The 26,843-nt window shown below is 63.9% G+C and carries 27 protein-coding genes; 4 read left to right on the top strand and 23 right to left on the bottom strand.

Annotated elements, in window-relative coordinates:
* Positions 1–111: 111 nt before the first annotated feature.
* The 16 genes from BGK68_RS12025 to BGK68_RS11950 all read right to left on the bottom strand — a co-directional run bounded on the left by BGK68_RS12025 (position 112) and on the right by BGK68_RS11950 (position 15,198).
* Positions 112–1,308, bottom strand: a complete 1,197-nt coding sequence (locus BGK68_RS12025) for a DesA family fatty acid desaturase (protein ID WP_048348507.1) — start codon at positions 1,306–1,308, stop codon at positions 112–114.
* A gap of 82 nt (positions 1,309–1,390) precedes the next feature.
* A complete protein-coding gene (locus tag BGK68_RS12020; protein ID WP_075257295.1) occupies positions 1,391–2,749 on the bottom strand; it encodes a mechanosensitive ion channel family protein in 1,359 nt (452 codons plus the stop codon).
* Between the two features lie 39 nt (positions 2,750–2,788).
* Complete coding sequence (locus tag BGK68_RS12015; protein ID WP_075257294.1) at positions 2,789–3,373, bottom strand: phospholipase D family nuclease; 585 nt, start codon at positions 3,371–3,373, stop codon at positions 2,789–2,791.
* Positions 3,370–4,629, bottom strand: a complete 1,260-nt coding sequence (locus tag BGK68_RS12010; protein WP_075257293.1) for an RsmB/NOP family class I SAM-dependent RNA methyltransferase — start codon at positions 4,627–4,629, stop codon at positions 3,370–3,372. Before BGK68_RS12010 ends, BGK68_RS12015 begins: the two co-directional genes overlap by 4 nt.
* Positions 4,630–4,680: 51 nt before the next feature.
* Complete coding sequence (gene purN, locus BGK68_RS12005; RefSeq protein ID WP_198937193.1) at positions 4,681–5,292, bottom strand: phosphoribosylglycinamide formyltransferase; 612 nt, start codon at positions 5,290–5,292, stop codon at positions 4,681–4,683.
* 134 nt (positions 5,293–5,426) lie between these two features.
* Entirely contained in the window at positions 5,427–5,945 is a 519-nt protein-coding gene (locus BGK68_RS12000) for a barstar family protein (protein WP_324617640.1), read from the bottom strand.
* A 2-nt stretch (positions 5,946–5,947) separates the two neighbouring features.
* The gene (locus BGK68_RS11995; protein WP_013233203.1) at positions 5,948–6,343 is read right to left on the bottom strand and encodes a ribonuclease domain-containing protein; all 396 of its coding nucleotides are present in this window, start codon (positions 6,341–6,343) and stop codon (positions 5,948–5,950) included.
* A 113-nt stretch (positions 6,344–6,456) separates the two neighbouring features.
* Positions 6,457–7,662 (bottom strand): patatin-like phospholipase family protein, encoded by a 1,206-nt coding sequence (locus tag BGK68_RS11990; RefSeq protein ID WP_013233202.1) that lies wholly within the window; start codon positions 7,660–7,662, stop codon positions 6,457–6,459.
* Between the two features lie 60 nt (positions 7,663–7,722).
* Positions 7,723–8,481 (bottom strand): SDR family NAD(P)-dependent oxidoreductase, encoded by a 759-nt coding sequence (locus BGK68_RS11985; RefSeq protein ID WP_075257292.1) that lies wholly within the window; start codon positions 8,479–8,481, stop codon positions 7,723–7,725.
* A gap of 197 nt (positions 8,482–8,678) precedes the next feature.
* On the bottom strand, positions 8,679–10,721 hold the full coding sequence (locus BGK68_RS11980; protein WP_171941788.1) for a sodium-translocating pyrophosphatase: 2,043 nt from the start codon (positions 10,719–10,721) through the stop codon (positions 8,679–8,681).
* Positions 10,722–11,059: 338 nt separating this feature from the next.
* On the bottom strand, positions 11,060–11,716 hold the full coding sequence (gene adk, locus BGK68_RS11975; RefSeq protein ID WP_075257291.1) for an adenylate kinase: 657 nt from the start codon (positions 11,714–11,716) through the stop codon (positions 11,060–11,062).
* 279 nt (positions 11,717–11,995) lie between these two features.
* A complete protein-coding gene (gene kdsB, locus BGK68_RS11970) occupies positions 11,996–12,811 on the bottom strand; it encodes a 3-deoxy-manno-octulosonate cytidylyltransferase (RefSeq protein WP_075257290.1) in 816 nt (271 codons plus the stop codon).
* A gap of 15 nt (positions 12,812–12,826) precedes the next feature.
* Complete coding sequence (locus BGK68_RS11965) at positions 12,827–13,015, bottom strand: Trm112 family protein (protein WP_075257289.1); 189 nt, start codon at positions 13,013–13,015, stop codon at positions 12,827–12,829.
* Positions 12,996–14,033, bottom strand: a complete 1,038-nt coding sequence (gene lpxK, locus BGK68_RS11960; RefSeq protein ID WP_075257288.1) for a tetraacyldisaccharide 4'-kinase — start codon at positions 14,031–14,033, stop codon at positions 12,996–12,998. The genes BGK68_RS11965 and lpxK overlap by 20 nt, the downstream gene beginning before the upstream one ends.
* A gap of 115 nt (positions 14,034–14,148) precedes the next feature.
* Positions 14,149–14,577, bottom strand: a complete 429-nt coding sequence (locus tag BGK68_RS11955) for an ExbD/TolR family protein (protein WP_013233196.1) — start codon at positions 14,575–14,577, stop codon at positions 14,149–14,151.
* A gap of 15 nt (positions 14,578–14,592) precedes the next feature.
* Positions 14,593–15,198, bottom strand: a complete 606-nt coding sequence (locus BGK68_RS11950) for a MotA/TolQ/ExbB proton channel family protein (protein ID WP_013233195.1) — start codon at positions 15,196–15,198, stop codon at positions 14,593–14,595.
* Between the two features lie 162 nt (positions 15,199–15,360).
* Here BGK68_RS11950 and xseA point away from each other — a divergent pair, with 162 nt between their 5' ends.
* Both xseA and sodB read left to right on the top strand, forming a co-directional pair.
* Entirely contained in the window at positions 15,361–16,758 is a 1,398-nt protein-coding gene (gene xseA, locus BGK68_RS11945; protein WP_075257287.1) for an exodeoxyribonuclease VII large subunit, read from the top strand.
* A gap of 317 nt (positions 16,759–17,075) precedes the next feature.
* On the top strand, positions 17,076–17,654 hold the full coding sequence (sodB, locus tag BGK68_RS11940) for a superoxide dismutase [Fe] (protein WP_075257286.1): 579 nt from the start codon (positions 17,076–17,078) through the stop codon (positions 17,652–17,654).
* A 112-nt stretch (positions 17,655–17,766) separates the two neighbouring features.
* Here the strand turns inward: sodB and BGK68_RS11935 are convergent, their stop codons facing one another.
* The 4 genes from BGK68_RS11935 to BGK68_RS11920 all read right to left on the bottom strand — a co-directional run bounded on the left by BGK68_RS11935 (position 17,767) and on the right by BGK68_RS11920 (position 21,343).
* On the bottom strand, positions 17,767–19,068 hold the full coding sequence (locus tag BGK68_RS11935; RefSeq protein WP_075257285.1) for an NAD(P)/FAD-dependent oxidoreductase: 1,302 nt from the start codon (positions 19,066–19,068) through the stop codon (positions 17,767–17,769).
* Between the two features lie 16 nt (positions 19,069–19,084).
* Positions 19,085–19,813 (bottom strand): amino acid ABC transporter ATP-binding protein, encoded by a 729-nt coding sequence (locus BGK68_RS11930; RefSeq protein ID WP_075257284.1) that lies wholly within the window; start codon positions 19,811–19,813, stop codon positions 19,085–19,087.
* Positions 19,810–20,466 (bottom strand): amino acid ABC transporter permease, encoded by a 657-nt coding sequence (locus BGK68_RS11925; RefSeq protein ID WP_013233190.1) that lies wholly within the window; start codon positions 20,464–20,466, stop codon positions 19,810–19,812. The genes BGK68_RS11930 and BGK68_RS11925 overlap by 4 nt, the downstream gene beginning before the upstream one ends.
* Positions 20,467–20,566: 100 nt before the next feature.
* The gene (locus BGK68_RS11920; RefSeq protein ID WP_075257283.1) at positions 20,567–21,343 is read right to left on the bottom strand and encodes an ABC transporter substrate-binding protein; all 777 of its coding nucleotides are present in this window, start codon (positions 21,341–21,343) and stop codon (positions 20,567–20,569) included.
* Positions 21,344–21,689: 346 nt separating this feature from the next.
* Between BGK68_RS11920 and BGK68_RS11915 the strand changes: the two genes are divergently transcribed.
* Positions 21,690–22,481, top strand: a complete 792-nt coding sequence (locus BGK68_RS11915) for an IclR family transcriptional regulator (RefSeq protein WP_075257282.1) — start codon at positions 21,690–21,692, stop codon at positions 22,479–22,481.
* 53 nt (positions 22,482–22,534) lie between these two features.
* Positions 22,535–22,921 carry an OsmC family protein gene (locus tag BGK68_RS11910; protein WP_075257281.1) on the top strand — a complete coding sequence of 129 codons (387 nt, stop codon included), beginning with the start codon at positions 22,535–22,537 and terminating at the stop codon, positions 22,919–22,921.
* Here the strand turns inward: BGK68_RS11910 and BGK68_RS11905 are convergent.
* The 3 genes from BGK68_RS11905 to gudD all read right to left on the bottom strand — a co-directional run bounded on the left by BGK68_RS11905 (position 22,903) and on the right by gudD (position 26,829).
* Positions 22,903–23,826: a DedA family protein/thiosulfate sulfurtransferase GlpE gene (locus tag BGK68_RS11905; protein ID WP_075257280.1), complete on the bottom strand. Its 924-nt coding sequence runs from the start codon at positions 23,824–23,826 to the stop codon at positions 22,903–22,905. The two genes, BGK68_RS11910 and BGK68_RS11905, sit on opposite strands and share 19 nt — an antisense overlap.
* A 174-nt stretch (positions 23,827–24,000) precedes the next feature.
* Complete coding sequence (locus BGK68_RS11900; protein WP_075257279.1) at positions 24,001–25,344, bottom strand: MFS transporter; 1,344 nt, start codon at positions 25,342–25,344, stop codon at positions 24,001–24,003.
* Positions 25,345–25,461: 117 nt separating this feature from the next.
* Entirely contained in the window at positions 25,462–26,829 is a 1,368-nt protein-coding gene (gene gudD / locus BGK68_RS11895) for a glucarate dehydratase (RefSeq protein ID WP_075257278.1), read from the bottom strand.
* Positions 26,830–26,843 lie beyond the last annotated feature (14 nt).

Genomic DNA, 26,843 nt, shown 5'->3' with positions numbered 1-26,843 from the left:
GCTCAAGCCTGCGCACACCAGCCCACGCACAAAGAAAAATCCCCGCAGATCACTCTGCGGGGATTTTTTATTCCTGCCCAGGCGGCCAGCGCGTACTGGCCAACCGGTCAATCAGGCATAGCTGCGCAGGCGCAGTGCAAAGTCACGCAAGGCCTTCACACCGGACGCCTCGGCGCGTGCGCACCAGTCTTGCAGTTGCTGCAGCAGTTGCTCGCGGGTCGAGTGCGAACGCTCCCAGATGGCGCTCAGTTCGATGCGCATCTCATGCATGGTCTGCAGCGCCTTGCTATGCGCGAACAGTTCGGAGAGCTGTTGCTTCTGGCCATCTTCCAGACGGCCCGGCTCACGCTGCAGCAGCTTCTTGGACGACTTCAGGAAGCGCGATTCCAGCTTGGCCTTCTCGATCAGGTGGTCCAGCTCATCCTTCCAGGCGCTCTTGAGGGAGCGGGCGTACTTGGCGGTGACGTCGTAACGGTTGGCGATGACCGATTGCAGCGTGTCGAAGTCGATGACGGCTTTCTGGCGGTCGAACTTGGGCACCGGCAACACCTTCTTGACCTTGGCCAGGCCGAAGGTTTCCAGGATGCGGATATACATCCAGCCGACGTCGAATTCATACCACTTGGCCGAGAACTTGGCCGAGGTGCCGAAGGTGTGGTGGTTGTTGTGCATTTCCTCGCCGCCGATCAGGATGCCGATCGGGAACAGGTTGGTCGAGGCATCCACGCAGTCGTAGTTGCGATAACCCCAGAAGTGGCCCAGGCCATTGACCACGCCGGCCGCCCAGAAGGGGATCCAGGCCATCTGCACAGCCCAGATGGTCAGACCGATGGCGCCGAAGAGCAGCACGTCGATGATCAGCATCAGGCCCACGCCCTGCCAGCTGTACTTGCTGTAGACGTTATGCTCGAGCCAGTCGTCGGGGGTGCCATGGCCGAACTTCTCCATGGTTTCGTCATTCTTGGATTCGGCGCGATAGAGCTCGGCGCCTTCCCACATCACCTTCTTGATGCCGCGGGTCTGCGGGCTGTGCGGATCTTCCTCGGTCTCGCACTTGGCGTGGTGCTTGCGGTGGATGGCGGCCCATTGCTTGGTCACCATGCCGGTGGTCATCCACAGCCACAGACGGAAGAAGTGGCTGGGGATCGCGTGCAGTTCGAGCGCGCGATGCGCCTGGCAACGATGCAGGTAGAGTGTCACGCCCACGATAGTGATGTGGGTCATCACCAGGGTGTAAATGACAATCTGCCAACCGGATGCATGCAGCAGGCCGTTGGCAACAAAGTCGAGGATCGCATCAAGGGTCATCAGTACAACTCCAAATAGAAAACAACTATCGGACAACAAAACAGGATTATTACTTGTTCCGTGAAAATGGTTTTATTTTCTTTTAATTACCGGGCATTGTACGCGAATTCCGCGCCCCTGGCATATCAGGATTTTCCTTGCCCGTACTTTGGCGGAAGCTGCGCTCATCCATGATGCGAATGTCGCGCTTGGCGTGCGCCACTTCAATGCCATGTTGCTTGAAGGCAGCCCAGATGGCCCGATTGACGTCGGACAAGACATTGAGCCGGCCATTTTCCGGGTCGGTAATCCAGAAACCGAGCTCCAGGTCCAGCCCGTCGGCCCCGATCTTGATCAGCAGGGCCTGCGGGGCGGTCTGCTGGGATACCCGTTGTACCCCAAGTGCGGCCTGTTCCATGATCGACAAGACGGTTTCGACGTCGTCCTGGTACAGAATTGTAAGCTGTGTGGACAAACGTACAATGCGGTGGGTCAATGAATAGTTCTGTACCGGATTTGAGACAAACAGTTCGTTGGGCAACACCGATTCGATGCCGTCCAGCCCTTCCAGGATGGTGTAGCGGGTATTGATCTGGGTGACCTTGCCGAAATATTTATCCACAGCAACCATGTCGCCGATGACCATGCTGCGCTCGAGCAGGATCACGAAACCCGATACATAGCTGCTGGCGATCTTCTGCAAGCCCAGACCGATACCCACCCCCAGTGCGCCGCCGAAGACCGAAAGCACCGTCAGGTCGATCCCCACCAATGACAGGCTGACCAGGAAGGCGATCAGGATCAGCAGGGCCCGCAGCATCCGCGCCACCACGGTACGCAGCGAGGAATGCATGCCGCTGAACTTCATCAGCCGGTTTTCCAGCACCGTCCCTATCCACAGGGCAATGATGAGCGTCACCAGCACCGAGGCCGCACCTTGCAACATCGTCAACAGCGAGACCTTGTGGCGCGCCAGCGGCAGCGTGGTGCCATCCAGGTAATCGACAAAGTCCGGCCACAGCCCGGTGATCCAGAGCACCACGCACAGCCAGACCAGCACGGCGATCGCCTTCTCGGACAGGTGCAGCAGGGCGCCCACGGTCGCGTCCTTGACGAAGATGCCGCGCAGCACATAGAACACAAAGCGCATCGCCACCTGCGCCACGGTGAGCGGAAACATGATTTCCCACAGCGTCACCGAATGGCCGCTGCGCTTGAGCATGTAGTAGGCCGCCGTCAGCAGCCCCAGCGCCAGCAGTGGCGAGAGCACGCGAGCGAAGCTCTTCACGCCGATCTGCATGACCAGCGACTGCGGGACGTCGTCGCCGGGCAGCATGAAACGCGCCCGCAGCCAGCGCGACAGGGCGATGCCGCCCAGCAGGCACAGGGCGATCAGGCCCAGCTGGCGCAGCAGCGACAGTGGGGCGGGGTCAGTGAAGAGGGAAAAGAAGTGATCGGTCATGCAGGCCGGGAAGCAAAAGGACGAAGCGAGGACGGCGGCTCAGGGAGCGGCTTCGGCATCCTGCCGGTGCCGCTGCCAGTTCTCGGCGTAGCGTGCTGCCAGCGCGGGATTCTTGCCGAGCACCAAGACGTTCTCGGCATTCTTGTGCTGGGCCGACCAGGTGAAATTGTAGCTGCCGGTGATCACGGTGGCCGTCGCCAAGGGGGCATCAATGATGATGACCTTGTTGTGGGCGTTGCGGTAATCGGTTTCCAGCCAGACCGGAATGCCAGCGCCGCGTAATTGCTTGAGACGGTCATTGGAATTCTTGTCGAGCTGGCCCACATCCATCAGCACCCGCACATCGACGCCGCGCTTGCGGGCCGCGACCAGCGCATCGGTGATGGGCCGGCTGGTCAGCAGGTAAGCCTGCACCAGGATCTGGCGGCGGGCGCCATCGAGCTGGCCGACGATCAGGCCCTCGACATCGTCCCAAGGCGCAAAGGCCGGCTGTATCGTGCCCTGAGCTGGCATCACCGGGGGCGGCGGTACGGCCTCGCGGGCCTGTCGCGCCAGCGCCGGCGCGGCGGCCGGCAGGCACAGTGCCAGCGCAAGCAGAGCGCGGGAGAAGCACCCTCGCATCATGCCGCGCGGCGCTCCAGCACGGCCGCAAAGAAGCCATCGGTCTGATGCTGATGCGGCAACAGCTTCAGGTAGTCGCCCATCTCCAGCGCAATCTTCTGTTCGGCCAGCACCTCGCCCATGGGGCGCAGGATGAAGTCCGGATGCGATTGCAGGAAGTCGGCGATGACCTCGTCATTCTCTTCTTCCAGGATGCTGCAGGTGCCGTACACCAGGCGGCCGCCGGCGCGCACCAGGCGCGCGGCGCTGGCCAGGATGGCGCTTTGCTTGGCACGCATCTCGGCCAGGGTCTCCACGGTCTGGCGCCACTTCATGTCGGGATTGCGGCGCAGCGTGCCCAGGCCGCTGCAGGGTGCATCGACCAGCACGCGGTCGAGCTTGCCGGCCAGGCGCTTGACCTTGGCGTCGTTCTCGTGGGCGATCACCACCGGATGCACATTGGACAGGCCACTGCGCGCCAGGCGCGGCTTGAGCTTGGCCAGACGCTTCTCGGAGACGTCGAAGGCATACAGGCGGCCGGTATTGCGCATCAGCGCGCCCAGCGCCAGGGTCTTGCCGCCGGCGCCGGCACAGAAATCGACCACCATCTCGCCACGCTTGGCGCCGACGATCTGGGCCAGCAGCTGGCTGCCCTCGTCCTGCACCTCGATGGCGCCATCCTTGAACAGCGGCAGGTTCTGCAGGGCCGGCTTCTTCAGCACGCGCAGACCCAGTGGCGAATACGGAGTAGGTTCGCAGGCCACCGGGGCCTTGGCCAGTTCGGCGATGACAGTGTCGCGATCGGCCTTGAGGGCATTGACGCGCAGGTCCAGCGGGGCCGGACGGTTCATGGCCTCGGCCAGTTCCAGCGTGGCCGCTTCGCCCATGCGCGCCACCAGCTTGTCCCACAGCCAGGGCGGCAGGTTGCTGCGCATCTGCGGAGCCAGTTGGGTGCGATCGATCTGGGCCACGCGCTCCAGCCAGTCGGCCTCGCCTTCCTGTAGGCCGGCGATGGATTCAGCGCCCACCGCATCGGCCAGGCCCAAGAGGGCCAGGCGGCGCATCATCGGACCGCTGCCCGATTCGGCAAAGTTGGTCAGCACCGTCTTGTTGCGCAAGAGGCCATAGACGGCCTCGGCGATCACGCCGCGCTCGCGGCTGCCCAGCCGGGGGTTGTCGCGGAAGTAACGCGACAGCGTCACGTCGGCCGGGCCGGTGAAGCGCAGCACTTCGCGCAGCAGTTCTTCGGTATGGGGAATGATCGCGGGAGGCAATCTCATGCTAGGTCCTTCAGATTCAATTCAAGATAAGGGGTTGCGCAGGCTGGGCGTTCAGGACGCCGTCGCCAGGCGTACGCGATGGCCATCGAGGCGCAGACGGCCGTCGATGAACCAGCGCACGGCGCGCGGGTAGATCACATGTTCCTGTTCCAGCACCCGTTCGGCCAGGGCTTCTTCGCTGTCCTCTTCCTGCACCGGCACGGCCGCCTGGGCCACGATGGGACCATGGTCGAGGTCGGGCGTGACGAAGTGCACGGTGGCGCCGTGCAGCTTCACGCCCGCCGCCAGCGCCTGGCGGTGCGTGGCCAGCCCGGGGAAACTGGGCAGCAACGACGGATGGATGTTGAGCATGCGGCCCTGGTAGTGCTCCACGAAAGGAGCCGTCAGGATACGCATGAATCCGGCCAGCACCACCAGGTCCGGCGCGAAGGTATCGATCTTCTCGCGCAGGGCGCTATCGAACTGCTCGCGCGTAGGATAGTCGCGGCTGGGGATGACGGCGGTCGGGATGCCCCGCTGGGCGGCGAACTCCAGGCCGCTGGCGTCGGCGCGGTTGCTGATGACGGCGGCGATCTTGGCAGGCCACTGCTCGGCCTGTGCGGCGCGGACGATGGCTTCCATATTGCTGCCTCGTCCGGAAATCAGGATGACAATGCTTCTCATGGTCTGCGCATTGTACCTGCTGGCGGCCCGCCCACCGCCGTTTTTCACGATGTGCAAGGCAGATCGTGGCGTAAATGTTTTAACAAAAAGTATCCGGATCGGCTTCGGATCCGCTTCGGGTCGGCTGCGGATCTTTACTGGAAGGAATAGAAGACGCGGAATGGCACCTTCTTCTCCGCCCAGTAATCGGCCGCATCGCGGAAGACGTCGAGCAGGGTCTCACGGGCTTCCTTGTCGAACTTCTGCGTATTGGGCAACTGCTCCAACACCACCACGAAGCCGGGCTGCTTGCCGGCCTTGTGGGTCAGGTCGGTCAGGCAATCGTACAGGGCATCGAAATTCTTGCCGAAGTGACGCGGGAAGTGGAAAGCGGTGGCAATGCTGGTCAGCACCTGCTGCTTGGTCACGGCCTGGGCGCAATAGGCATAGAGAAAATGCTGCTGCAGATGCGCGGCCTCCTGCTGCAGTTCATTGACGCGAAAGGCGCGAATGGACTGCACGAGATTGGGCGGCACCGTTTTAAACAAACTTATTTTCCCTTCAGTATCCATAGGCGGGGCTGTGTGGCTGTCTTGGCTATCGTGATAAATCTGGTGACCAGGTCTGACTTGCGTGCGTGCAGACAGGGCTTGCGCGCCCTGCTGCCCGACCAGCCTCAATCCCGTATCCGGCGGAAGGTCTTGTAATGATCGCTGGTGTAATAGTATTCGCCGGAAGTCTTGGGCTCCCCCCCGCTGACGATCCTGCGGGCCCCGCGATTGCGGGCGCGCGGCGTCTTGACGGTGTATTCGCGATAATACCCGCGCTTTTGCCGGGGCAACACCCCTTCATAATTGCCGAACACCGCCCCATCCTTCTCGTAGGGGAAAGGTCCGCCAGCGCGGATCAGGGCCATGGTCTGCTGGGCTTCGCGCGGCAGCTGGTCAAGGTTGACCTCCGGCAAGCCCCCCGGCGCAGGTCCGCGCGCCTGCACCGGCGCCGACAGCATCAGGGCGGTCAACAGCACCAGCCAGTAGCGGGAAAATATCGAGAAAATGAATCGGGCTCGCATCTGCGTTTTATTTAATTGCAATTTTGTCAATTCAAGGCGAAAGCATCTCGTAGATTAACGTGTTGCTTTCAGCTAGGCAACCGTCACAGCGGCCAAGCTTGACCGGCAGCAAATCAGGCAGAGGCTTGGAGCAATTGCGCCGTGTCCGGTTCAAAAAAGGCCATCACTTCGTCGCGCTTGGCGTAGGTATCGCTCTGACCCAGGGCGATCAGTTCGCGCGTGAAGCTCTGTTCGAACAGCAGATAGGAAGCCAGCGCCGAACCCCGCGCTTCGGTCGCGCCAATGCCGCCCAGCATGGTGCGGATGGGACGTGGCAGGCTGCCCACATGGCGGCTGGCGATGCTGTCGATGCGCTTGGAGGGCGAGATCACCAGGGTGCGGATGGGTTTCAAGGGGGTGTGGCGGCGCTGTTCTTCGTTGAGCACCGACAGGGTCTGGTTGACGCGGTTGATGCGCTCGATGTCGGCCGAGAGACCATCGAGGAAGATGCCCGACATGGCATGGCCCGCCACCTGCGCCAGGCTGGGATAGTGCGGCGTGTTGGTGGGCGCCTGCTCGCCTTTCTCGCCCATGCGCCCTGCCCCGATCACCAGCACCTTGGTCGCGCCCAGGTGGATGGCTGGCGAGATCGGTGCGATCTGGCGCATGGAGCCATCACCGCAGTATTCGCAGCGCCCATCGATATAGACCGGGATGGCCGGGAAGATGAAGGGAATGGCCGAGGACGCCAGCAGATGGTCGACACCGATCTGGTCGCGGATGGCCAGGCGCTGGGTGCGCCGCCAGGGTTCGATCTCCCCGGCGCATTGGTAGAAGGTGATGTGCTGGCCGCTGGTGTAGGAAGAGGCGGTTACCGCCAGCGCATGCAACTGGCCCTCGGCCAAGGCGGCATCCAGGCGCGGCAGGTCCAGCAGGCGATGCAGCATGCTCACCAGGGGCGTGTTGTCCAGCAGCGAGTTGGGCGGATTGGCGCGCCACTTGCGCAGCAGCCAGCCGAAGGAAAACAGCGACAGCCAGCGCGCGCCCGAGCGGATCACGCCCAGCGAATCGGCCCGGTAGACCTGGTCCACGCCAAAATTGCTCCACACCGCCATGAGCTCGCGCACGGCCTCGCCGAAATCATCGGCGCGGCAGGCCAGCGCAGTGCCATTGATAGCGCCGGCCGAGGTGCCGCAGATGATGGGAAAGGGATTGCTATGCACCGGCCAGCCTGCTTCGAGCAGGATCATGGAAATCGCATTGAGCACGCCTACCTGGTAGGCGGCGCGTGCGCCGCCACCGGTGAGGATCAGTCCGGTTTTATGTGTGGTTGTCTCCATGGCCTGAGCTTAGCAGCAGCACCGGGCCTGTGGACAAGAGAATTGGCAGGTAAATGCCGCTTATTTGGGCTGCATGCGGATGGCACCGTCCAGGCGGATGGTCTCGCCATTGAGCATCACGTTCTCGATGATGGTGCGCGCCAGTTGCGCGTACTCCGCCGCGCGTCCCAGCCGTGGCGGGAACGGTACCGCCTGGCCCAGCGAATCGCGCACTTCCTGGGGCATGGCCAGCATCATGGGCGTCTCGAAGATGCCCGGCGCAATGGTCATGACCCGGATGCCGCTGCGCGACAGATCGCGCGCCATCGGCAAGGTCATGGCCACGATGGCGCCCTTGGAGGCGGCGTAGGCAGTCTGGCCGATCTGGCCATCGTAGGCCGCCACCGAGGCCGTGTTGATGATGACGCCGCGCTCGCCCTCCTCCACCGCCGCGCTCCTGGCCATGGCCTCGGCGGCAAAACGCGCCATGTTGAAGCTGCCCACCAGGTTGATGTTGAGGGTCTTCATGAACAGCGCCATGGTGTGCGGGCCACTCTTGCCGACCAGCTTTTCAGCCGGGGCGATGCCGGCGCAATTGACCAGTCCGCGCAGGTTGCCCAGGGACTCGGCGGCACGCACCACCGCTTGCGCATCCTCTTCCGAACTGACATCACAGCGCACGAAGACACCGCCCAGCTCCGCCGCCAATGGCTCGCCTGCCTCCTGGTTCAGGTCGGCCAGCACGGGCTTGCCGCCGGCGGCAGCGATCATGCGCGCCGTGGCTGCACCCAGCCCGGAAGCCGCGCCGGTGATGATGAAAACATGTCCTTCGATACGCATGGAGTCTCCTGAAGATGGTCATGACAGCCGCGGGCGGATCGCCCAGGCCGTGCGCCTGGATGATGAGGTGATGCATCAGGCGGCATTATTTGACGGATCGTCCACTCTGGCAATCCGCATCTGCGGATCGATGATGAAAGGGTCGCCGCACCGCAGACTATCGATACGGCGACAATTGCTGCACGGGTCAGCCACACTCAGGTCGGCATGGCCGGTAACAGCGGCACCAGCAGCAGGGCCACGATGTTGATGATCTTGATGAGCGGATTGACGGCCGGGCCAGCGGTGTCCTTGTAGGGATCGCCCACGGTGTCGCCGGTGACGGCGGCCTTGTGCGCCTCGGAACCCTTGCCGCCGTGATGGCCGTCCTCGATGTATTTCTTGGCATTGTCCCAGGCGCCGCCGCCAGTGGTCATCGAGATGGCCACGAACAGGCCAGTGACGATGGTACCCATGAGCAGCCCGCCCAGGGCCGACGGCCCCAGCAGCATCCCCACCAGGATAGGGACGATCACCGGCAGCAGCGAGGGCAGGATCATCTCGCGGATGGCCGACGAGGTCAGCATATCGACGGCCTTGTCATACTCAGGCCGGCCGCTGCCATCCATGATGCCCTTGATCTCGCTGAACTGGCGCCGCACCTCGACCACCACCGCCCCGGCCGCACGCCCTACCGCCTCCATCGCCATGGCGCCGAACAGGTAGGGAATCAGTCCGCCGATGAACAGGCCGATGATCACCGCCGGACTGGAGAGATCAAAGCTGGCGCTCTTGCCCACCGATTCCAGCGCGTGGGTGTAATCGGCAAAGAGCACCAGCGCCGCCAATCCGGCCGAGCCAATCGCATAGCCCTTGGTGACGGCCTTGGTGGTGTTGCCCACCGCATCGAGCGGATCGGTGATGGCGCGCACCGACTCGGGCAGGCCGGACATCTCGGCAATGCCGCCGGCGTTATCGGTGATGGGTCCGTAGGCGTCCAGCGCCACCACGATGCCGGCCATGGACAGCATGGAGGTGGCCGCAATGGCGATGCCATAGAGCCCGGCCAGCCAGTACGACAGCAGGATCGCCGCACACACCGCCAGCACCGGGTAGGCCGTGGACTTCATCGACACGCCCAGCCCGGCGATGATGTTGGTGCCATGACCGGTGGTCGAGGCCTGGGCGATGTGTTGCACCGGTTTGAAGTCGGTGCCGGTGTAGTACTCGGTGATGTAGACCATCAGCCCGGTCAGGGCGATGCCCACCACGGCCGCTCCCATCAAGGGAACACGCAGGGGCGGTGGCAACAGCAGCCAGGTGACCACGGCAAAACCGATCAATGACAGGCCGGCCGCCCACCACAGGCCGGTATAGAGCGCCGACATGATCTTCTTGCCGGGCTGCGCCTTGACCATGGCGCAACCGACGATGGAGGCCAGGATCGAGACCCCGCCCAAGGCCAGCGGATAGAGCACCGCCAGCGTCTCCATGCCGGTCAGCATGAGGCTGCCCAGCAGCATGGTCGCCACCAGCGTGACCACATAGGTCTCGAACAGGTCGGCGGCCATGCCGGCGCAATCGCCCACGTTGTCACCGACGTTGTCGGCGATCACGGCGGGATTGCGCGGATCATCCTCGGGAATGCCGGCCTCAACCTTGCCCACCAGGTCGGCGCCGACGTCTGCGCCCTTGGTGAAGATGCCCCCACCCAGCCGGGCGAAGATGGAGATCAGCGAAGCGCCGAAGGCGAGTCCGATCAAGGGCTGGATGGCGTCATGCAGGCTGGCCGCGCGGCCCTGTCCATAGATGTACAAGACCCAGAAGAACAGCGACACTCCCAGCAGCCCCAGCCCCACCACCAGCATGCCGGTGATGGCGCCGCCGCGAAAGGCCACGGCCAGCGCCTGGTTCATGCCCTGCGTGGCGGCCTGCGCGGTGCGCACATTGGCCCGCACCGAGACATTCATGCCGATGAAGCCGCAGGCCCCCGACAATACCGCCCCCAGCAGGAAACCAATGGCCGTGAGCCATCCCAGACCAGGTATCAGGGCAATGAGGATCAAGAGCACCACCCCGACCATGGCGATGGTACGGTACTGGCGCGCCAGGTAGGCAGAAGCGCCCTGCTGGATGGCCAGGGCGATGTCCTGCATGCGGGGGTTGCCAGGGTCTTGCTTGAGAATCCAGTTGCGCGATACCAGGCCATAGATCACCGCGACAATGCCGCAGGCAATGGCGAACCACAGGGCAAGTGCCATCTTCATCTCCTTTGTTATCACGACTCATCAACAATCACGAACATCCGCCGTGCCGCCTGCAGTCTTGTGCTGCCTGCGTCACCACCGATACTGCGCCTGCAAATTACGTCGCCCTTATTGTTGGAATTGTTATGCCTGCTGGGGCTGTCGCGACGACATCCCCGGGCGGGATAGCGTCTTGATCATCACTGTTCTGTTACCTGCTGTTCTGCTGTTCTGCTGTTCTGCTGTTCTGCTCTTCTCCTAGCTCTGTCAGTTCTATTAGTTTTCCAGCTCAACCGCCGCTTGTGCCGGCAATCAAAAGACTAATAAAAAAGCGGACCGAAGTCCGCTTTACTTTACTCCGCCAGGGCGGCAAATGCACGATCCCTGATTTCTTCCACCGGACCCACGCCGGCGATCTTGCGATACTTCGGCGCACCCGGTTGGCCCGAAGCCGCCCAGTTGCTGTAGTAACCCAGCAGCACCTTGGTCTGGTCGTGGTAGACGGCCAGGCGCTTCAGGACGGTTTCTTCCTTGTCGTCATCGCGCTGCACCAGCGGCTCGCCGGTGACGTCATCCTTGCCCTCGACCTTGGGCGGGTTGAACTTGACGTGGTAGCTGCGACCCGAACCCGGGTGCACGCGGCGACCGCTCATGCGTTCGACGATGGCGCTGTCGGGCACGTCGATTTCCAGCACGTAGTCGATGGCCACGCCCGCATCCTTCATCGCGTCGGCCTGGCGCGTGGTGCGCGGGAAGCCGTCGAACAGGTAACCGTTGGCGCAATCGGCCTGCTTGAGGCGATCCTTGACCAGGCCGATGATGATGTCGTCAGAAACCAGACCGCCTGCGTCCATCACCTTCTTGGCGGCGATGCCCAGTTCAGTACCCGCCGCCACCGCCGCGCGCAGCATGTCGCCGGTGGAGATTTGCGGAATGTGGAATTTTTCCTTGATAAAAGTGGCTTGCGTGCCTTTACCGGCACCAGGCGCTCCTAAAAGGATGAGGCGCATATGGGTTCCTAAATTGAGGTTTCTGAAATTTGAATGCTTGAATTCTTGTGTGACGTGATGGCAGAGGATGCCTGCCATCTGGACGGTTATGCAGCTTGTTTGCGCGCCGTTTGCATCAGCTCTGGGACGAAACTTACCACAAAATCTTACCGAACCATGACAAACGCCTGATTTTTAAGCAGTCTCCGGGGCTTGATTGTGTCGTGTCAGCTTGACATGGAACTTACAGCAAGCCGATCCGGCCCGCCTTGCGCCGGATCATGCCGGCGCGGGCTCGAGTCAGAGTGCCGAAATGGTCTGCACCAGCGGACTGTCGGGCGGGGCCTCGAAATGCTTGCGCACGCGCAACAAATCCTCGGGGGTGTCCACCCCGGCTTCGGGCAGCAGCGAGGTCACATGCACGGCGATGGCGTGGCCATGCCAGAGCACGCGCAGCTGTTCGAGCGCCTCAATGCGTTCCACCGGCGACGGCGAGAGCGTGGGATAGAGCTGCAGGAAGCGGTTGCTGTAGGCGTACAGGCCGATATGGCGCAGCGGCACGTATTCGTTGGCGTGGTCGGGACCGCTGGCGTCGGGCAAGACCTCGCGCGACTGGGCGAAGGCATCGCGGTGCCAGGGAATGGTGGCGCGCGAGAAGTACATGGCGCAGCCTTCCTTGTTCAACACCACCTTGACCACGTTGGGATTGAAGGCATCGGCGGCGCTCTCGATGGCATGCGCGGCCGTGGCCATGGGCACGCCGGGCTTGATGTGGGCCGCTGTGGCGGCGATGAGGCCCGGGTCGATCAGCGGTTCATCGCCCTGCACGTTGACCACCACCGCATCCTCGGCCAGGTCCAGCGCGGCCGCCACTTCGGCGATGCGGTCGGTGCCGGAGGGATGGTCGGCGCGGGTCATGGCCACTTCCACGCCATGGGCCTGGCAGGCCGCATGGATGTCATGATGGTCGGTGGCCACGATGATGCGCGCCGCGCCCGACTGGGCCGCGCGCTCGGCCACCCGCACGATCATGGGCTTGCCGCCCAGGTCGGCCAGCGGCTTGTTGGGCAGGCGCGTGGAAGCCAGGCGCGCCGGGATGATGACGGTAAAGCTCATGGGCAGACCGATGGATCAGGCCGCCGGCGCCGCAGGCACTGCGGTGAGCTCACGCGCTTCGTCGGCCCACATGATGGGGATGCCGTCGCGGATGGGATAGGCCAGCTTGTCTGCCTTGCAGATCAGTTCCTGGGCTTTCTTGTCATAGTCCAGCGGACCCTTGCAGAGGGGGCAGACCAGGATATCAAGCAGTCGGGCGTTCACGGAGTTTCTCCACTATGTGTTCAGCCAGCGCGCCGTCGATGCGCGCTGTTACAGGCACGACCCAGATGCGCGGGTCGTTTCGGATGGCCTCGATAGCCCTGCATTTTACTGCATCCTTTTCGGTGATCAGGATGACATCGGCGGCAAGGCCGGCAAAGGGATCGACGGCAAAGTCGTAATGGTCGGGCAAGGGATGGCGCGAAAAGGATAATCCCGCCGCCTGCAGGGTGGCAAAAAAACGTTCCGGATTGCCGATCCCGGCCAGCGCCGCCAGCCGCAGCCCGCCCTCGCCCATGCGCGCCAGCGGCTTGCGCGCCGAGGGCGGCGCCAGTTGCACCGCCTCCGTGGCCAGCAGCTGCATCGCATGCACGCCGGCAGGCGCGGCGCCAGCCATGCCGCTGCTACCCACATTGAGCACCGAGAAATCCCGCCGGCGCGACGCCGGCTCGCGCAGCGGCCCCGCCGGCAGCAGCCAGCCGTTGCCGACTCCGCGAGCATCCGAGAGTACGATCTCGATATCGCGCGCCATGGCGTAATGCTGCAGGCCATCGTCGGAGACCAGCACATCGACCTGCGGATGCGCCGCCAGCAAGGCGCGCGCAGCCTGCACGCGGCGGCGGCCCACCACCAGCGGGACGCCGGTGCGCTGGGCGATCAGCAGGGGCTCATCGCCCACCTGCGCAGCGGCGGACGTGGCGCTGACTTCCACGGTCTGCTGCGCGCCGCCGCCATAACCGCGCGAGATCACGCCCGGCGTATAACCGGCCGCGCGCAGCGCCTCGATCAGCCAGATCGCAAACGGAGTCTTGCCGGTGCCGCCGACGAAGATGTTGCCCACCACCACCACCGGCACCGGCAGCCGTTCGCTGCGCTTGACGCCCAGTGCAAAGAGCAGCCGGCGCACGCCCGACAGCGCCGCAAAGAGCAGCGACAGCGGCCACAGCAGGCAGGCCAGCGGGCCACGCGACTGCCAGGCGCGGCTCAGGATGGCTTCGGCGTTGGGCCTGGAATCGGCCATGGGTTCAATCCATAAAATGAAAACGATGTACGGCGGGCGCTGATCACTGATAACAGTGACAACAGGCCCAACGTACCTCCGGTGAAGAATCGATTACGCCAGAATGACGTCCATCTCACTTGCTGCTGGCCTGTGCCGCAAACGTCACCTTGGGATAACCGGCCATGCGCGCGGCTTCCAGGACGTTGACCACGGTCTGATGCGTGGCCAGCGCATCGGCATTGATGATGATGACCGGATCGAGCTTGCTGGCGCTGGCGCGCACGACGGCCTGCATTTCCTCGGACAGCCCCTGGGCGTCGCGCGCGGAAATGCGCTTGTTGTTGAGGGCGTAGCGCCCATTGGCGTCAACCGCGATGTTGAGCTCGAAGGGCTGCTCCAGCGCCTTGGGCGCATCGGCCGTGGGCAGGGTCAGCTGCAGTGCGGTGAACTTGCTGTAGGTGGTGGTGACCATCAGGAAGATCACGATCACCAGCAGCACATCGATAAAGGGAATCAGGTTGATTTCCAGGTCTTCGCGGGGACGGCCCTTGCGGAAGTTCATGACGGCCTCGGCAGATCAGCGGCGCACGTCGTGCACGATGTCGACGAACTTCACGGCCTGCTGTTCCATGTCGACCACGAAGCCATCGACCAGCGCCCGGAAGTGGCGGTAGAACACCAGCGCCGGCATGGCAATGGCCAGCCCGAAACCGGTGTTGTAGAGCGCAATGGAAATGCCGTGCGCCAACTGGGCCGGATTGGTGCCGGCGGCGTTCTGCGAGGCAAAGATCTCGATCATGCCCACCACGGTGCCGAACAGGCCCATCAGCGGGGCCAGCGACGCGATGGTGCCCAGCGTGGTCAGGAAGCGCTCCAGACGATGGGCTGCAGCCTGGCCGGCTTCCTCGATGGCTTCCTTCATGACCTCGCGGGGGGCATCGACGTTACGCAGGCCTGCGGCCAGCACGTGGCCCAGCGGCGAATTCTGTTCCAGCTTGTCGGCCACGTCGTCGGTGATGCGGCCGCTCTGGTAGACGCGCACCACCTGGTTGAGCAGGTCGGGCGGCAGGATGCGGCTGCGGCGCAGATACACCAGTCTTTCAATGACCAGCGCCAGGCCGATGATGGATGCGATCAGCAAGGGCCAGATCGGCCAGCCTGCGGCGAGGATGATGGCGAGCAAAACGTACTCCTAATGTCCTGATGAGATGCAATGGTTCCGATGGGCAGCGCGGCGGTCCTCCCAGGGTCCGCTGCAATCTGCGGTGCAGAATGTAGCCTATGCGGCTTGGCTTTACAATGCGACATTGTATCGCCTCCCACTCGTACCACGCCCTAACGCCCGATGCCATCCGACAAGTTCCCGCCCTTCCCGACCGCCCGCCCGCTCGCGCCCGCTGCACCAAGCGCCGATGGCGGACCGCCCATGCTGACCGTCTCGGCCCTGAACCAGGCGGTGGGACGGATGCTGGAACGCAACTTTCCACTGCTCTGGGTCAAGGGGGAAGTCTCCAATTTCACCCGCGCCGCATCCGGCCACTGGTATTTCAATCTCAAGGACGAGGGTGCGCAGGTGCGTGCCGTGATGTTCAAGGGCCGCGCCCAGTACGCCGGCTTCATGCCGCGCGAGGGCGACAAGGTCGAGGTGCGCACCCTGGTCACGCTCTATGCGCCCCGTGGCGACTACCAGCTCAACGTCGAAGCCATCCGCCGCTCGGGCGTGGGCGATCTCTACGCCGCCTTCCTGCAACTGAAGGAAAGGCTGGAGCGCGAGGGCCTCTTCGCCCGCGAGCGCAAACGCGCACTACCGGGCTTCCCGCGCCGCATCGGCATCGTCACTAGCCCCCAGGCTGCGGCCCTGCGCGACGTGCTGACCACGCTGCGCCGCCGCGCGCCCCATGTGGAGGTGGTGCTCTATCCCACGCCAGTGCAGGGCGAAGGCGCGGGCCAGCGCATTGCCGCGGCCATCGGACGCGCCTCGGAACGGGCCGAATGCGATGTGCTGCTGGTGTGCCGGGGCGGCGGCAGCATCGAGGACCTGTGGTCCTTCAACGAAGAGGTGGTCGCCCGCGCCATCGTGGCCGCGGCCATGCCGGTGATCTCAGGGGTGGGCCACGAGACCGATTTCACCATCGCCGATTTTGCCGCCGACCTGCGCGCCCCGACCCCGACAGCAGCCGCCGAGCTGGCCGCCAGCGCCCGCCAGGACTGGCTGGCCGAGCTGCGCGGCCACGCCGCCGACCTGACCCGCGCCCTGCGCCGCACGCTCGCCGACAAGGCCCAGAGCGTGGACTGGCTGTCGCGCCGCCTGGTCAGCCCGAGCGCCTATATCCAGCACGAACGGGTCAAGCTGCTGGCCTTGCAGAACCGCCTCTCGCACGCCAACCAGATCCCGCTCACGCGCATGCGTCATGGCCTGCAGCAACTGGCTTCCCGGCTGGCGCACCAGTTGCCCGATACCCGCCATGCCCGGCGTGACCTGGCCGACCTGGCGCGCCGCCTGCAACGCGCGCAAGGCGCGCAGCAGAGTGCGCAGCGCCAGGCGCTGGCCACCCTGCACTCCCAGCTGGAACTGCTGAACCCGCAACGCACCCTGGAACGCGGCTATGCCATCGTCAGCGGCCACCAGGGGCGCGTGCTGCACAGCCCCGCCGAGTTGGCCGCCCGCAGCGAGATCACCATCCGCCTGGCCCAGGGCAGCGCCGAGGTGGGTATCGCCAGCGTGCAGCCGCGACTGGATTGAGCCAGGCAGGCTTGACAGCTGTGGCAGACTTTTTTGCATAAGCTTCTGCTGCCCTGGTGTAGCCGGCTTGCGCTGTCTGCGGGGCGCACGCGCCTTCGGATGAGCTGGAACGTCTGCGCCGCGCTGGCATCTACGGCTTTGCCCGCTGCTGGCCGGGCGCTTGCGCAACAGGAAGCATTCGCATTGCCGCCCGCCATGCGGGCGCCTGCCCGACGAAGACGGCATTTGATCGAGTGCAAAGAATTGTCTTCCGCTTTAGAATCTCAGGTTCTGAATAGAACCTTCGTAGCAAACCAACAAGACTGAAAGGATTCATCATGGCACATACCCTTCCGGCACTGCCTTACGATCTGGACGCGCTGGCGCCCACGATTTCCAAGGAAACCCTGGAATATCACTATGGCAAGCACCACCAGACCTATGTGACCAACCTGAACAACCTGATTCCGGGTACCGAATTCGAAAACCTGTCCCTGGAAGAGATCATCAAGAAATCCTCCGGCGGCATCTTCAACAACGCTGCCCAGGTGTGGAACCACACCTTCTACTGGAACGGCCTGACCCCGAAGGGCCAAGGCGCTCCGAGCGGCGCGCTGGCTGACGCCATCAATGCCAAGTGGGGTTCCTTCGACGCCTTCAAGGCCGAGTTCACCAAGCAAGGCCTGGCCAACTTCGGTTCCGGCTGGACCTGGCTGGTCAAGAAGGCTGACGGCGCCCTGGACATTGTCAACACCACTGGCGCCGGCACCCCGCTGACCACCGACAGCAAGCCGCTGCTGACCGTGGACGTGTGGGAACACGCCTACTACATCGACTACCGCAACGCACGCGCCAAGTATGTCGAGAACTACTGGGGCATCATCAACTGGGACTTCGTGGCCAAGAACTTCGCCTGATCTTCAGCATCAGCGACGGCCTTCCCGGCAAGAAAAAACCACGCGCAAGCGTGGTTTTTTTTCGCCTGCACCGCCTGAGCTCATATCAGGATAGTCAGGATGGTCAGGAGACTCAGGAAAACCGGTCCAGCACGCTGTACCAGGCCACACCGGCGGCGATGTAGAAGCGCTGCAAGCCATGCAGAGGAATGGGCGCAATGGTGCTGACCGGGAAGGGAAACGCCATCCCGGCCTGTCCGATCAGGCGCTGCGCCAGGCGCTGCCCCATGGTCGTGGCCATGGCAATGCCACGTCCGTTGTAGCCTAGCGCGATGCTCAGGCCGGGCGCAGGCTCATGCACATGGGGCAGAAAGTCCCGCGTGATGGCGACCCGTCCCGACCAGCGGTATTCGTATTCCACCCCGGCCAGCTGCGGGAACAGCAAGGCCACCGAGCGCTCCAGATGGGCAAAGTCCGCTGGCCCGCGCGGCTCGCCGAAGGGCCCGCGGCCGCCCATGAGCAGCCGGCCCTGTGCATCGCGCCGGAAGTACAGCAGCAAGCGGCGCGAATCGGAAGTGACCTCGCCACCGGGCAGGATGCTGGCGCCCAACGCTGGCGGCAACGGCCGGGTGGCGACGATGAAGCTGTTGGCGGCAATCACCGATTGCCGCAGATGCGGCCACAGGTCATCGGTATAGCCATTGGTGGCCAGCACTACCCGTTCGGCATCGATATGCGGCCCCTGTTCTCCGGACGGACCATGCAGCCGCCAGCCCCCCTGGCGGCGCTCCAGGCGCGTCACCCGCGTATCGCCGTGGATGACCACACCCAGGCGCTGCGCCGCCTGCGCCAGTCCCCGGCAATACTTCAGCGGATGCAGGCTGCCGGCCCGCTTATCCTTCCATCCGCCCACATAGGCGCCGGTACCAATGCGGCGCGTCACTTCAGCCCCATCCATCAACTGCGCCGACGCCCCCTCGGCCATCCACTGGCGCGCACGCGCCTCCAGGGCGCGCATCATCTTGGGAGAATGGGTGGGCTGGATCCAGCCAGCGCGTTGCGCCTCGCACTCGATGCCATGGCGGGCGATCAGGTCGAACACCGTATCGGCCGCCGAACCGATGGCCGTAATCAGGGGATCGGCCACGGCACTGCCGAACATGACCCGCAACTGGTCGGGATCGTACTTGAGGCCGGGAATGACCTGTCCGCCATTGCGCCCAGACGCACCCCAGCCTGGCGCATGGGCATCCAGCACGCACACCGACACACCGGCCTGGGCCAGGTGCAGGGCCGTGGACAGGCCGGTGTAACCGGCGCCGACGATGGCCACATCGTAGCGTGCGCTGGCCTGCAGGGGCGGCGCCCCGGAAAACTCTTCGGCGGTCGCCGCCCACAGGGAAGGCGGGAAGGCCGGGTTGGAATGCTTTGTCATGGGCAAGGCCTCGCTCTCACTTGCCAATCACGCGGCGCAGGAAATCCTGGGTACGCGCATGCTGCGGTTCGGACAGCACCTGCGCTGCCGCGCCAGATTCGACGATGCCGCCGCTATGCAGGAAACACACACGGTCGGCCACCTCGCGGGCAAACCCCATCTCGTGCGTAACCACGATCATGGTCATGCCATCGGCGGCCAGCGTGCGCATCACCGCCAGCACCTCGCCCACCAGTTCGGGGTCCAGCGCCGAGGTGGGTTCGTCGAAGAGGATCGCTTCGGGCTGCATGGCCAGCGAGCGCGCAATGGCCACGCGCTGCTGCTGGCCTCCGGAGAGCTGGGCCGGATAGGCATCGCAGCGCGCCGCCAGCCCCACCTTGTCCAGCAAGGTCATGGCCAGTGAACGCGCTTGCTCGCGCCCAAGCCCATTGACGTAGATCGGCCCCTCGGTCACGTTCTCCAGCACCGTGCGATGCGGGAACAGGTTGAAGCGCTGGAACACCATTCCCACCCGGGTGCGCAGGCGGTGGATATCCGGGCCATCGCGGTCCACGCGCTGGCCGTCGATCAGGATGTCGCCACGCTCGTAGGACTCCAGTCCATTGATACAACGCAGCACCGTCGACTTGCCCGAACCCGACGGGCCGATAAGGCAGACCACTTCGCCCTGGGCCACGGAGAGCGAGACATCCTTGAGCACTTCGTGCCGGCCGAAGCACTTCGAAATACGCTTGACCTCGATCATCGCGCTCTCCCCTTGCTGTTGCGGATCTCCAGGCGACGGATCAGGAACACCAGCGGCAGCGACAGCAGCAGGTACAGCACCGCCACGGTGGTGTAGACCGTCATGTTCTGGAAGGTGCTGGAAGCGATCATCTGGCCGGCGCGCGTCATCTCCAGCACCGTGATGGTGGAGACCAGCGAGGAATCCTTCAGCATCATCACCAGCGTATTGCCATAGGGCGGCAAGGCGATGCGAAAGGCCTGCGGCAGGACCACGCGGCGCATGATCAACGGCCCGCGCATGCCGATCGATTGCGCCGCCTCGATCTGGCCCATATCCACCGCCTCGATGCCGGCACGGAAATTCTCCGCCTGGTAGGCCGAATAGGCGATGCCCAGGCCGACCACACCGGCCTGGAAGGCCGAGAGCTGGATACCGATATCGGGCAGCACGAAATAGATGTAGAACAGCTGCACGATGATGGGCAGCCCGCGGATGATGTTGACGATGGTGGCCCCGGCCAGCGCCACGGGCTTCAGGCGCGAGACTTTCATCAGGGCTAGCAGCAGTCCGATGACCGAACTGAGCAGGAAGGAATAGATCGTGACTTCGACGGTGACCAGCGCTCCCTTCAGGAGGATGGGCAGGAAGTCCAGCACGTTTTGCAGGAGCATGGGCGAACGCAAGTAGTGAGGATGGCAGGAAGCAGGCAGGACGCCGCAGGTGACGTCCCTGCCTGTGCCGATAACGGGGAAGGCGACGACGAGGAGCGGATCAGTTCAGCTTCCACTGCTCCACGATGCGCGCCAGCGTGCCATCAGCCTTGAGCTCGGCAATCGCCTTGTTGAGCCGTTCCATCAACTTCGGATCGCCCTTGCGGATGACCAGACAGACATCGCCCATGAGCGTAGGCTGATATTCCTTGACCAGGCGCACCTGCGGATTGGCGCCCTGCGCAAGCTGGTAGGCCACGATGGGGCGATCGCCGAAACCGGCCTTGATCCGGCCCAGGGCGACGTCGCGCATCATGTCGGCCACCGAATCGTAGGTCTTCACTTCCTTGAAACCGCCCTTCTTGTTCAGCGCGTCCACGAAGACAGTGCCGACCTGGGCGCCAACGATCTCTCCCTTGAGGTCATCGAGGTTCTTGTAGCTCTTGGCATCCTGGGCATTGACGAACAAGCCCTCGCCATAGGAATACACCGGATCGCTGAAGTCCACGATCTGCGCGCGCGCCTCGGTCTTCAACATGGCAGCTGCGATGATGTCGATCTTGTTGCCGGTCAGCGAGGGGATCAGCGCGGCAAAGGGCGTCTGCTGGATATTGACCGAGAAACCGGCCTTGTTGCCCACGGCGGTGACGGTGTCGACCATCATGCCCTGCAGCTTGTTGGTCTTGATATCGAGGAAGGTGAACGGCACCCCCGTGGAAGTGGCGCCCACGTTGTAGCTAGCCTGCGCCATCGCGGGCGCGCTACCCAGGGTGGCCACCGCGGCAGCCAGCGCGACGCTGCCCACCAGATGTTTGAACAGGCAATGGAATGGCTTCATACGACTCCCCTTTGGCGCAAGATCGCGGCCAGGCGCGATCAGGATGGACGACTGGAAGTCCGCGCGACGGTGCTGGCGCTCCCTCGGCGGTGCGTGGACCTGCTGAACAAGCATGGACTGCGACGGCCCTGACGGAACCGGATGTTGCAACACCTCAGGCAAGCTCCTTCGCATCGGACTGCCCGGTATGGCCTGGATGCAGATCTTGGATATCAAAATGAGGTGTTGAAATAAGTATATTTGGTTTACTCGAATCGTTAACAGATATTTATGAATCGATATTCGATACGAATGCAGTGAATTACCGTAGAATTGGCCATTCTTTCCCACTCCTCCAGGAGCCCGCATGAACGAGCCCGACGACACCGCATCGGATCTCTTATTCAATCAATCGCTGGAAAAGGGCCTGGCCGTGCTGCGCGCGTTCAATGCGCAGCATCGCACCATGACACTGGGCGACGTGGCCAGCGCGACCGGCATCTCCAAGAGCTCGGCGCAACGGATGGTGCATACGCTGGAGACGCTGGGATACATCTGCAAGCACGCCAAAACGCGGCGCTACCAGCTCACGCCCAAGGTGATGGAAGTGGGTTACAACTATCTGGCCGCCGATATCCTGGTGGATGTGGCCAATCCCTTCCTGTCGGAACTGGCCAACATCACCGGCGAGACGGTCAACCTGACCGAGCCCTACGACGGTGAGATGGTCTACGTGGCGCGCTTCGTCGCCAGCAAGTTCATTCCCATCCACATGCCCATCGGCAGCCGCATCCCCATGTACTGCACCGCCTCGGGCCGCGCCTACCTGAGCGCGCTGGAACCGGAGGAAGCGCAGGCCATCCTGGAGTCCAGCGAACGCACGGTGCACACGCCCCATACCCGCACCGATGTGGAAGACATCATGCAACTTCTTGCCGCCAGCCGCGAGCGCGGCTTTGCCAGCAACCGGGAAGAGCTGTTCCTGGGTGACATGACCATCGCCTCACCAGTATTCAACAGCGAGCGCAAGCCGGTGGCATCGGTACATGTGGTGGCGCCGACCAGCCGCTGGAGCGTGGAAGAGGCCGACAAGAAACTGGGACCGCTGGTGCTGGAATGTGCTCGCGCGATTTCCAATTCGGTGCGCACGCTGGTGTGAGCCTTGTGACACAATCTCCGATCACATCGACCACTTGCCCCACGGAGACCCTCATGGCCCACGTCACCCTGCACAACGCCGCCGGCTACGCCCAGGACATCCAGGCGCGCATCCACCAGCTCAAGTCCGACGAACCCGAAAGCAATGGCGGCAAGGACACCGGTCCCGCGCCCTATGAGCTGCTGCTGGCTGCGCTGGCCTCCTGCACCTCGCTGACCCTGCGCATGTACGCCGACCGCAAGGGCTGGGACCTGGGCAGCATCTCGGTGGACGCCCACTTCGGCCGCGATGACAGCGGCCTGGAAACCATCACCCGCAAGATCAGCTTCGGCAATGCACTGTCCCCGGAACAACTGACCCGCCTGGCCGAGATCTGCGAAAAGACCCCGGTCACCAAGACCATCCGCCAAGGCACCGCCATTCAGACATCGATGGCGTAACCCGCCGCGCGCCAGGCATCGATGCCGCCGGTCAGCGGACGCACACGGGTATAGCCGCGCCGCATCAGCTGGCGCGCCACCAGGGCCGCCGAGGCCTCGTTGGGACAGGCGCAATAGACCACCACCTCGCCCTCGACGGGGCCATCGAAGACGAAGGTCTGGATCTCCTGGTTGGAGATGGTGACGGCGCCCGGAATACGCCCATCCTGCTGCGACAGCGGCGAACGCACATCGATGATGGTGGGGGCGTTGCCCTCTTCGAGCATGGTGTTGAGCTCATCGACCGAAATGCGCGCCATCTCCAGCGACTTGCGGAAACGCCGGCGCTGCCACCACTTGTTGGCCACGAAAGCGGCCAGCGCCACCGCGATCATCAGCATGCCGTAATGGCCGAGTTCGGCCAGCACATTGAGCAGGTCATCCACGGCCGAACTGAACAGTGAACCGAGGAAGATGCCCAGCCCGGCCCACAAGGCGCTGCCGGCGGCGTCCCACAGCAGGAAGCTGCGACGGCGCGTGCCCATGGTGCCCGACAGCGCACTGGCAATGGAAGCAAAGCCGGGAATGAACTTGGCCAGCAAGAGCGAACGCGCACCCCAGCGCAGGTAGATCGATTCGGTCTGGCGCACGCAGGAGTCCGGCGAGAGCGAGATACGGCACAGCCGCGACATGATCTGGCGGCCATAGCGCCGGCCCGCGAGGTACCAGACATAGTCGGCCAGCAGGGCCGCGCACACCGCCACCAGCAACAGCACCGCCGGCGAGTAGCGCCCCGACGCCGAGAGCGCACCGGTCAGGATCAGGGTCGGATAGGCCGGCACAGGCGCACCGAGCTGCTCCACCAGAACATTGACGAAGACGATGAGCAGACCATACTGCTCGATCAGGTGATAAAGGGTTTCCATGGCAGGCGGCCTTGATGTTCCGCCGCGATGGCGGATTGCAGACTGCCATTATAGGTGCGCCGCAGCGCGCCCGCTTGCATCGGGCCGGGCATGAAAAAGCGCCCTGCTCGCCGGCACAGGTCCGGCGCACAGGGCGCAAACGAGGAAAACCTCGGAGAAAACCGTAACGCCGCTTCAGGCAGCGTGCTTGACCGCCGCCTCAGCCGGGCCGCCGCCATCCGGCGCGGCGGGCCGGGTGCGCGCCAGGAAGACCAGCACCGCCGCCAGCAGAGAGGCTCCTGACAAGGCGAACAGGCCACCCTGGATGGAACCGGTCTTCTGCTCCAGGTAGCCGAAGGTGGCGGGAGCAAAGAAGCCGCCCAGGTTGCCCAGCGAATTGATCAGCGCCAGCACCGCCGCCGCGATGCGGGCATCGAGATAGGCTTGCGGAATCGGCCAGAACAGCGACGAAGCCGCCTTGAAGCCAATGCCGGCGAAACACACCGCGACGAAACCGATCACCGGGCCGGCCACCGCCGAAATGGCCATGCCCACCGCCGAGATCACCAGCGTGGTGGCGACCCAGAACTGCGGCTTCTTGTAGCGCGCCGCCAGCACGGCGAACAGGTACATCGCCGCAATGGCCACGATCCACGGGATGGAGTTGAACAGCCCCACCTGGAAATCATTGAAATGCCCCATCTTCTTGATGATGGTCGGCAGCCAGAAGGTGGCGCCGTAGATGGTCAACTGGATGGCGAAATAGATAAAGCAGAACAGCACGATCTGCGGATCGCGCAGCAGCGACAAGGCAGAGACATGGGCCGGACGACTGGCCGCGCGCTGCTCCTGTTCAGCGGCAATGACGGCGGCCAGCGCCTCGCGTTGCTCCTGCGAGAGCCACTTGGCCTCACGCGGAGTGGAGTCCAGCACCAGCCATACCACCACGCAGAACACCATCGACGCCCCGCCTTCGATGATGAACATCCATTGCCAGCCATGCAGCCCGCCGCCTTCGATGAGCAAGAGCGCCCCCGTGATCGGACCGGACAGGATGGAAGCGATCGCCGAGCCCGACAGGAACACCGCCATCGCCCGGCCACGCTCATGATTGGGCAGCCACTGCGTGAAGTAGTACACCACGCCGGGGAAGAATCCTGCCTCGGCCACGCCCAGCAGGAAACGCATGAAATAGAAGCTGGTTTCGCTCTGCACGAAGGCCATGCAGGCCGCCACCAGGCCCCAGGTGAACATGATGCGGGTCAGCCAGGCGCGCGCGCCATAGCGCTGCAAGAGCATGTTGGAGGGGACTTCGAAAATGGCATAGCCCACGAAGAACAGCCCCGCGCCCAGGCCAAAGGCGGCGGCGCCAATGCCCAGGTCGGTGGACAGATGGCTGCGCACGAAACCGATGTTGACGCGGTCGATGTAATTGATGATGAACATCGCCACGAACAGCGGCAGGATGCGCCACTTGATCTTGCTGACCGCCGAGGTGAGCGCCAGGCCTGCCGGGGTGGATGACTGGGAAGGATTCACGGGTTGTCTCCTCTGTTGAGCCCGTACTGCTACTGCCGGTTGATGAACTACATGCCAGGCCACCGGCGCGTCAGCGCGCTCTTGTGGCGGCCTTGCTGGAGCGTCGAGCGCCCGTCCTCAGCGGACCAGGCAGGGTTTCTTCGGATCGAACTTCCAGCCCGGGATCAGATACTGCATGGCCACCGCGTCATCGCGCGCGCCCAGGCCCATGTTGCGATAGGTCTGGTGCGCTGCCTCGACTTGCTCCATGTCCAGCTCCACACCGAGGCCCGGCTTGGCCGGCACCTTGACCTTGCCGCCGACGATCTGCAATGGTTCACGCGTCAGACGCTGGCCGTCCTGCCAGATCCAGTGAGTATCGATGGCGGTGATCTTGCCGGGTGCGGCCGCTGCCACATGCGTGAACATGGCCAGCGAGATATCGAAGTGGTTGTTCGAATGCGAACCCCAGGTCAGGCCCCACTCATGGCACATCTGCGCAACACGCACCGAGCCCTGCATGGTCCAGAAGTGCGGATCGGCCAGCGGGATGTCCACCGATTGCAGCGAGATCGCATGGCCCATCTGGCGCCAGTCGGTCGCTACCATGTTGGTAGCAGTCTGCAGGCCCGTGGCGCGGCGGAACTCGGCCATCACTTCGCGGCCCGAGTAGCCATCTTCCGCGCCGCAAGGATCTTCGGCATAGGCCAGCACATCATGCTGGTCGCGGCACAGGCGGATCGCATCCTTGAGCAACCAACCGCCATTCGGATCGAGCGTGATGCGCGCCTTGGGGAAACGCTCGGCCAGGGCGGTCACGGCAGCGATCTCTTCCTCGCCACGCATGACGCCGCCCTTGAGCTTGAAGTCATTGAAGCCATAGCGCGCATAGGCCGCTTCAGCCAGGCGCACCACGGCCTCGGGCGTAAGGGCCGCCTCATGGCGCAGGCGCGTCCAGTCATCCTGCGCATCCGGCGCCGCCAGGTAAGGCAGATCGGTCTTGTTGCGATCGGCCACATAGAAGAGATAGCCCAGCATCTCCACCTCATCGCGCTGCTGGCCCTCGCCCAGCAAGGCCGCCACGGGCACGTCCAGGAACTTGCCCAGCAGATCCAGCAGCGCCGCCTCCAGCGCGGTCACGGCATGGATGGCGATGCGCAGGTCGAAGGTCTGCAGGCCGCGCCCGCCCGTATCACGGTCGGCAAAGGCCGTGCGGGCACGGTTGAGGATGCCCTGCACATTGCCGATGGACTGGCCCACCACCAGGGTGCGCGCATCCTCCAGCGTCTGGCGGATGCCCTCGCCGCCCGGCACCTCGCCCACGCCGGTGTTGCCGGCGCTGTCGGTGAGGATGACCAGGTTGCGGGTGAAATAGGGACCGTGCGCACCCGACAGGTTCAGCAACATGCTGTCATGACCTGCCACCGGAATGACGCGCATCTCGGTCACGCGGGGAGCGCCCTGGACGGGCTGGACGGTATGGGGGATGGCTGCGCTCTGGCTCATGGCTCTGCTCTCTC

The organism is Herbaspirillum camelliae (genome assembly GCF_001929405.1).
Lineage (GTDB): Bacteria > Pseudomonadota > Gammaproteobacteria > Burkholderiales > Burkholderiaceae_D > Herbaspirillum > Herbaspirillum seropedicae.
Note: the sequence above shows the minus strand (reverse complement) of the source record. Positions and strands in the feature narration are given on the sequence as shown.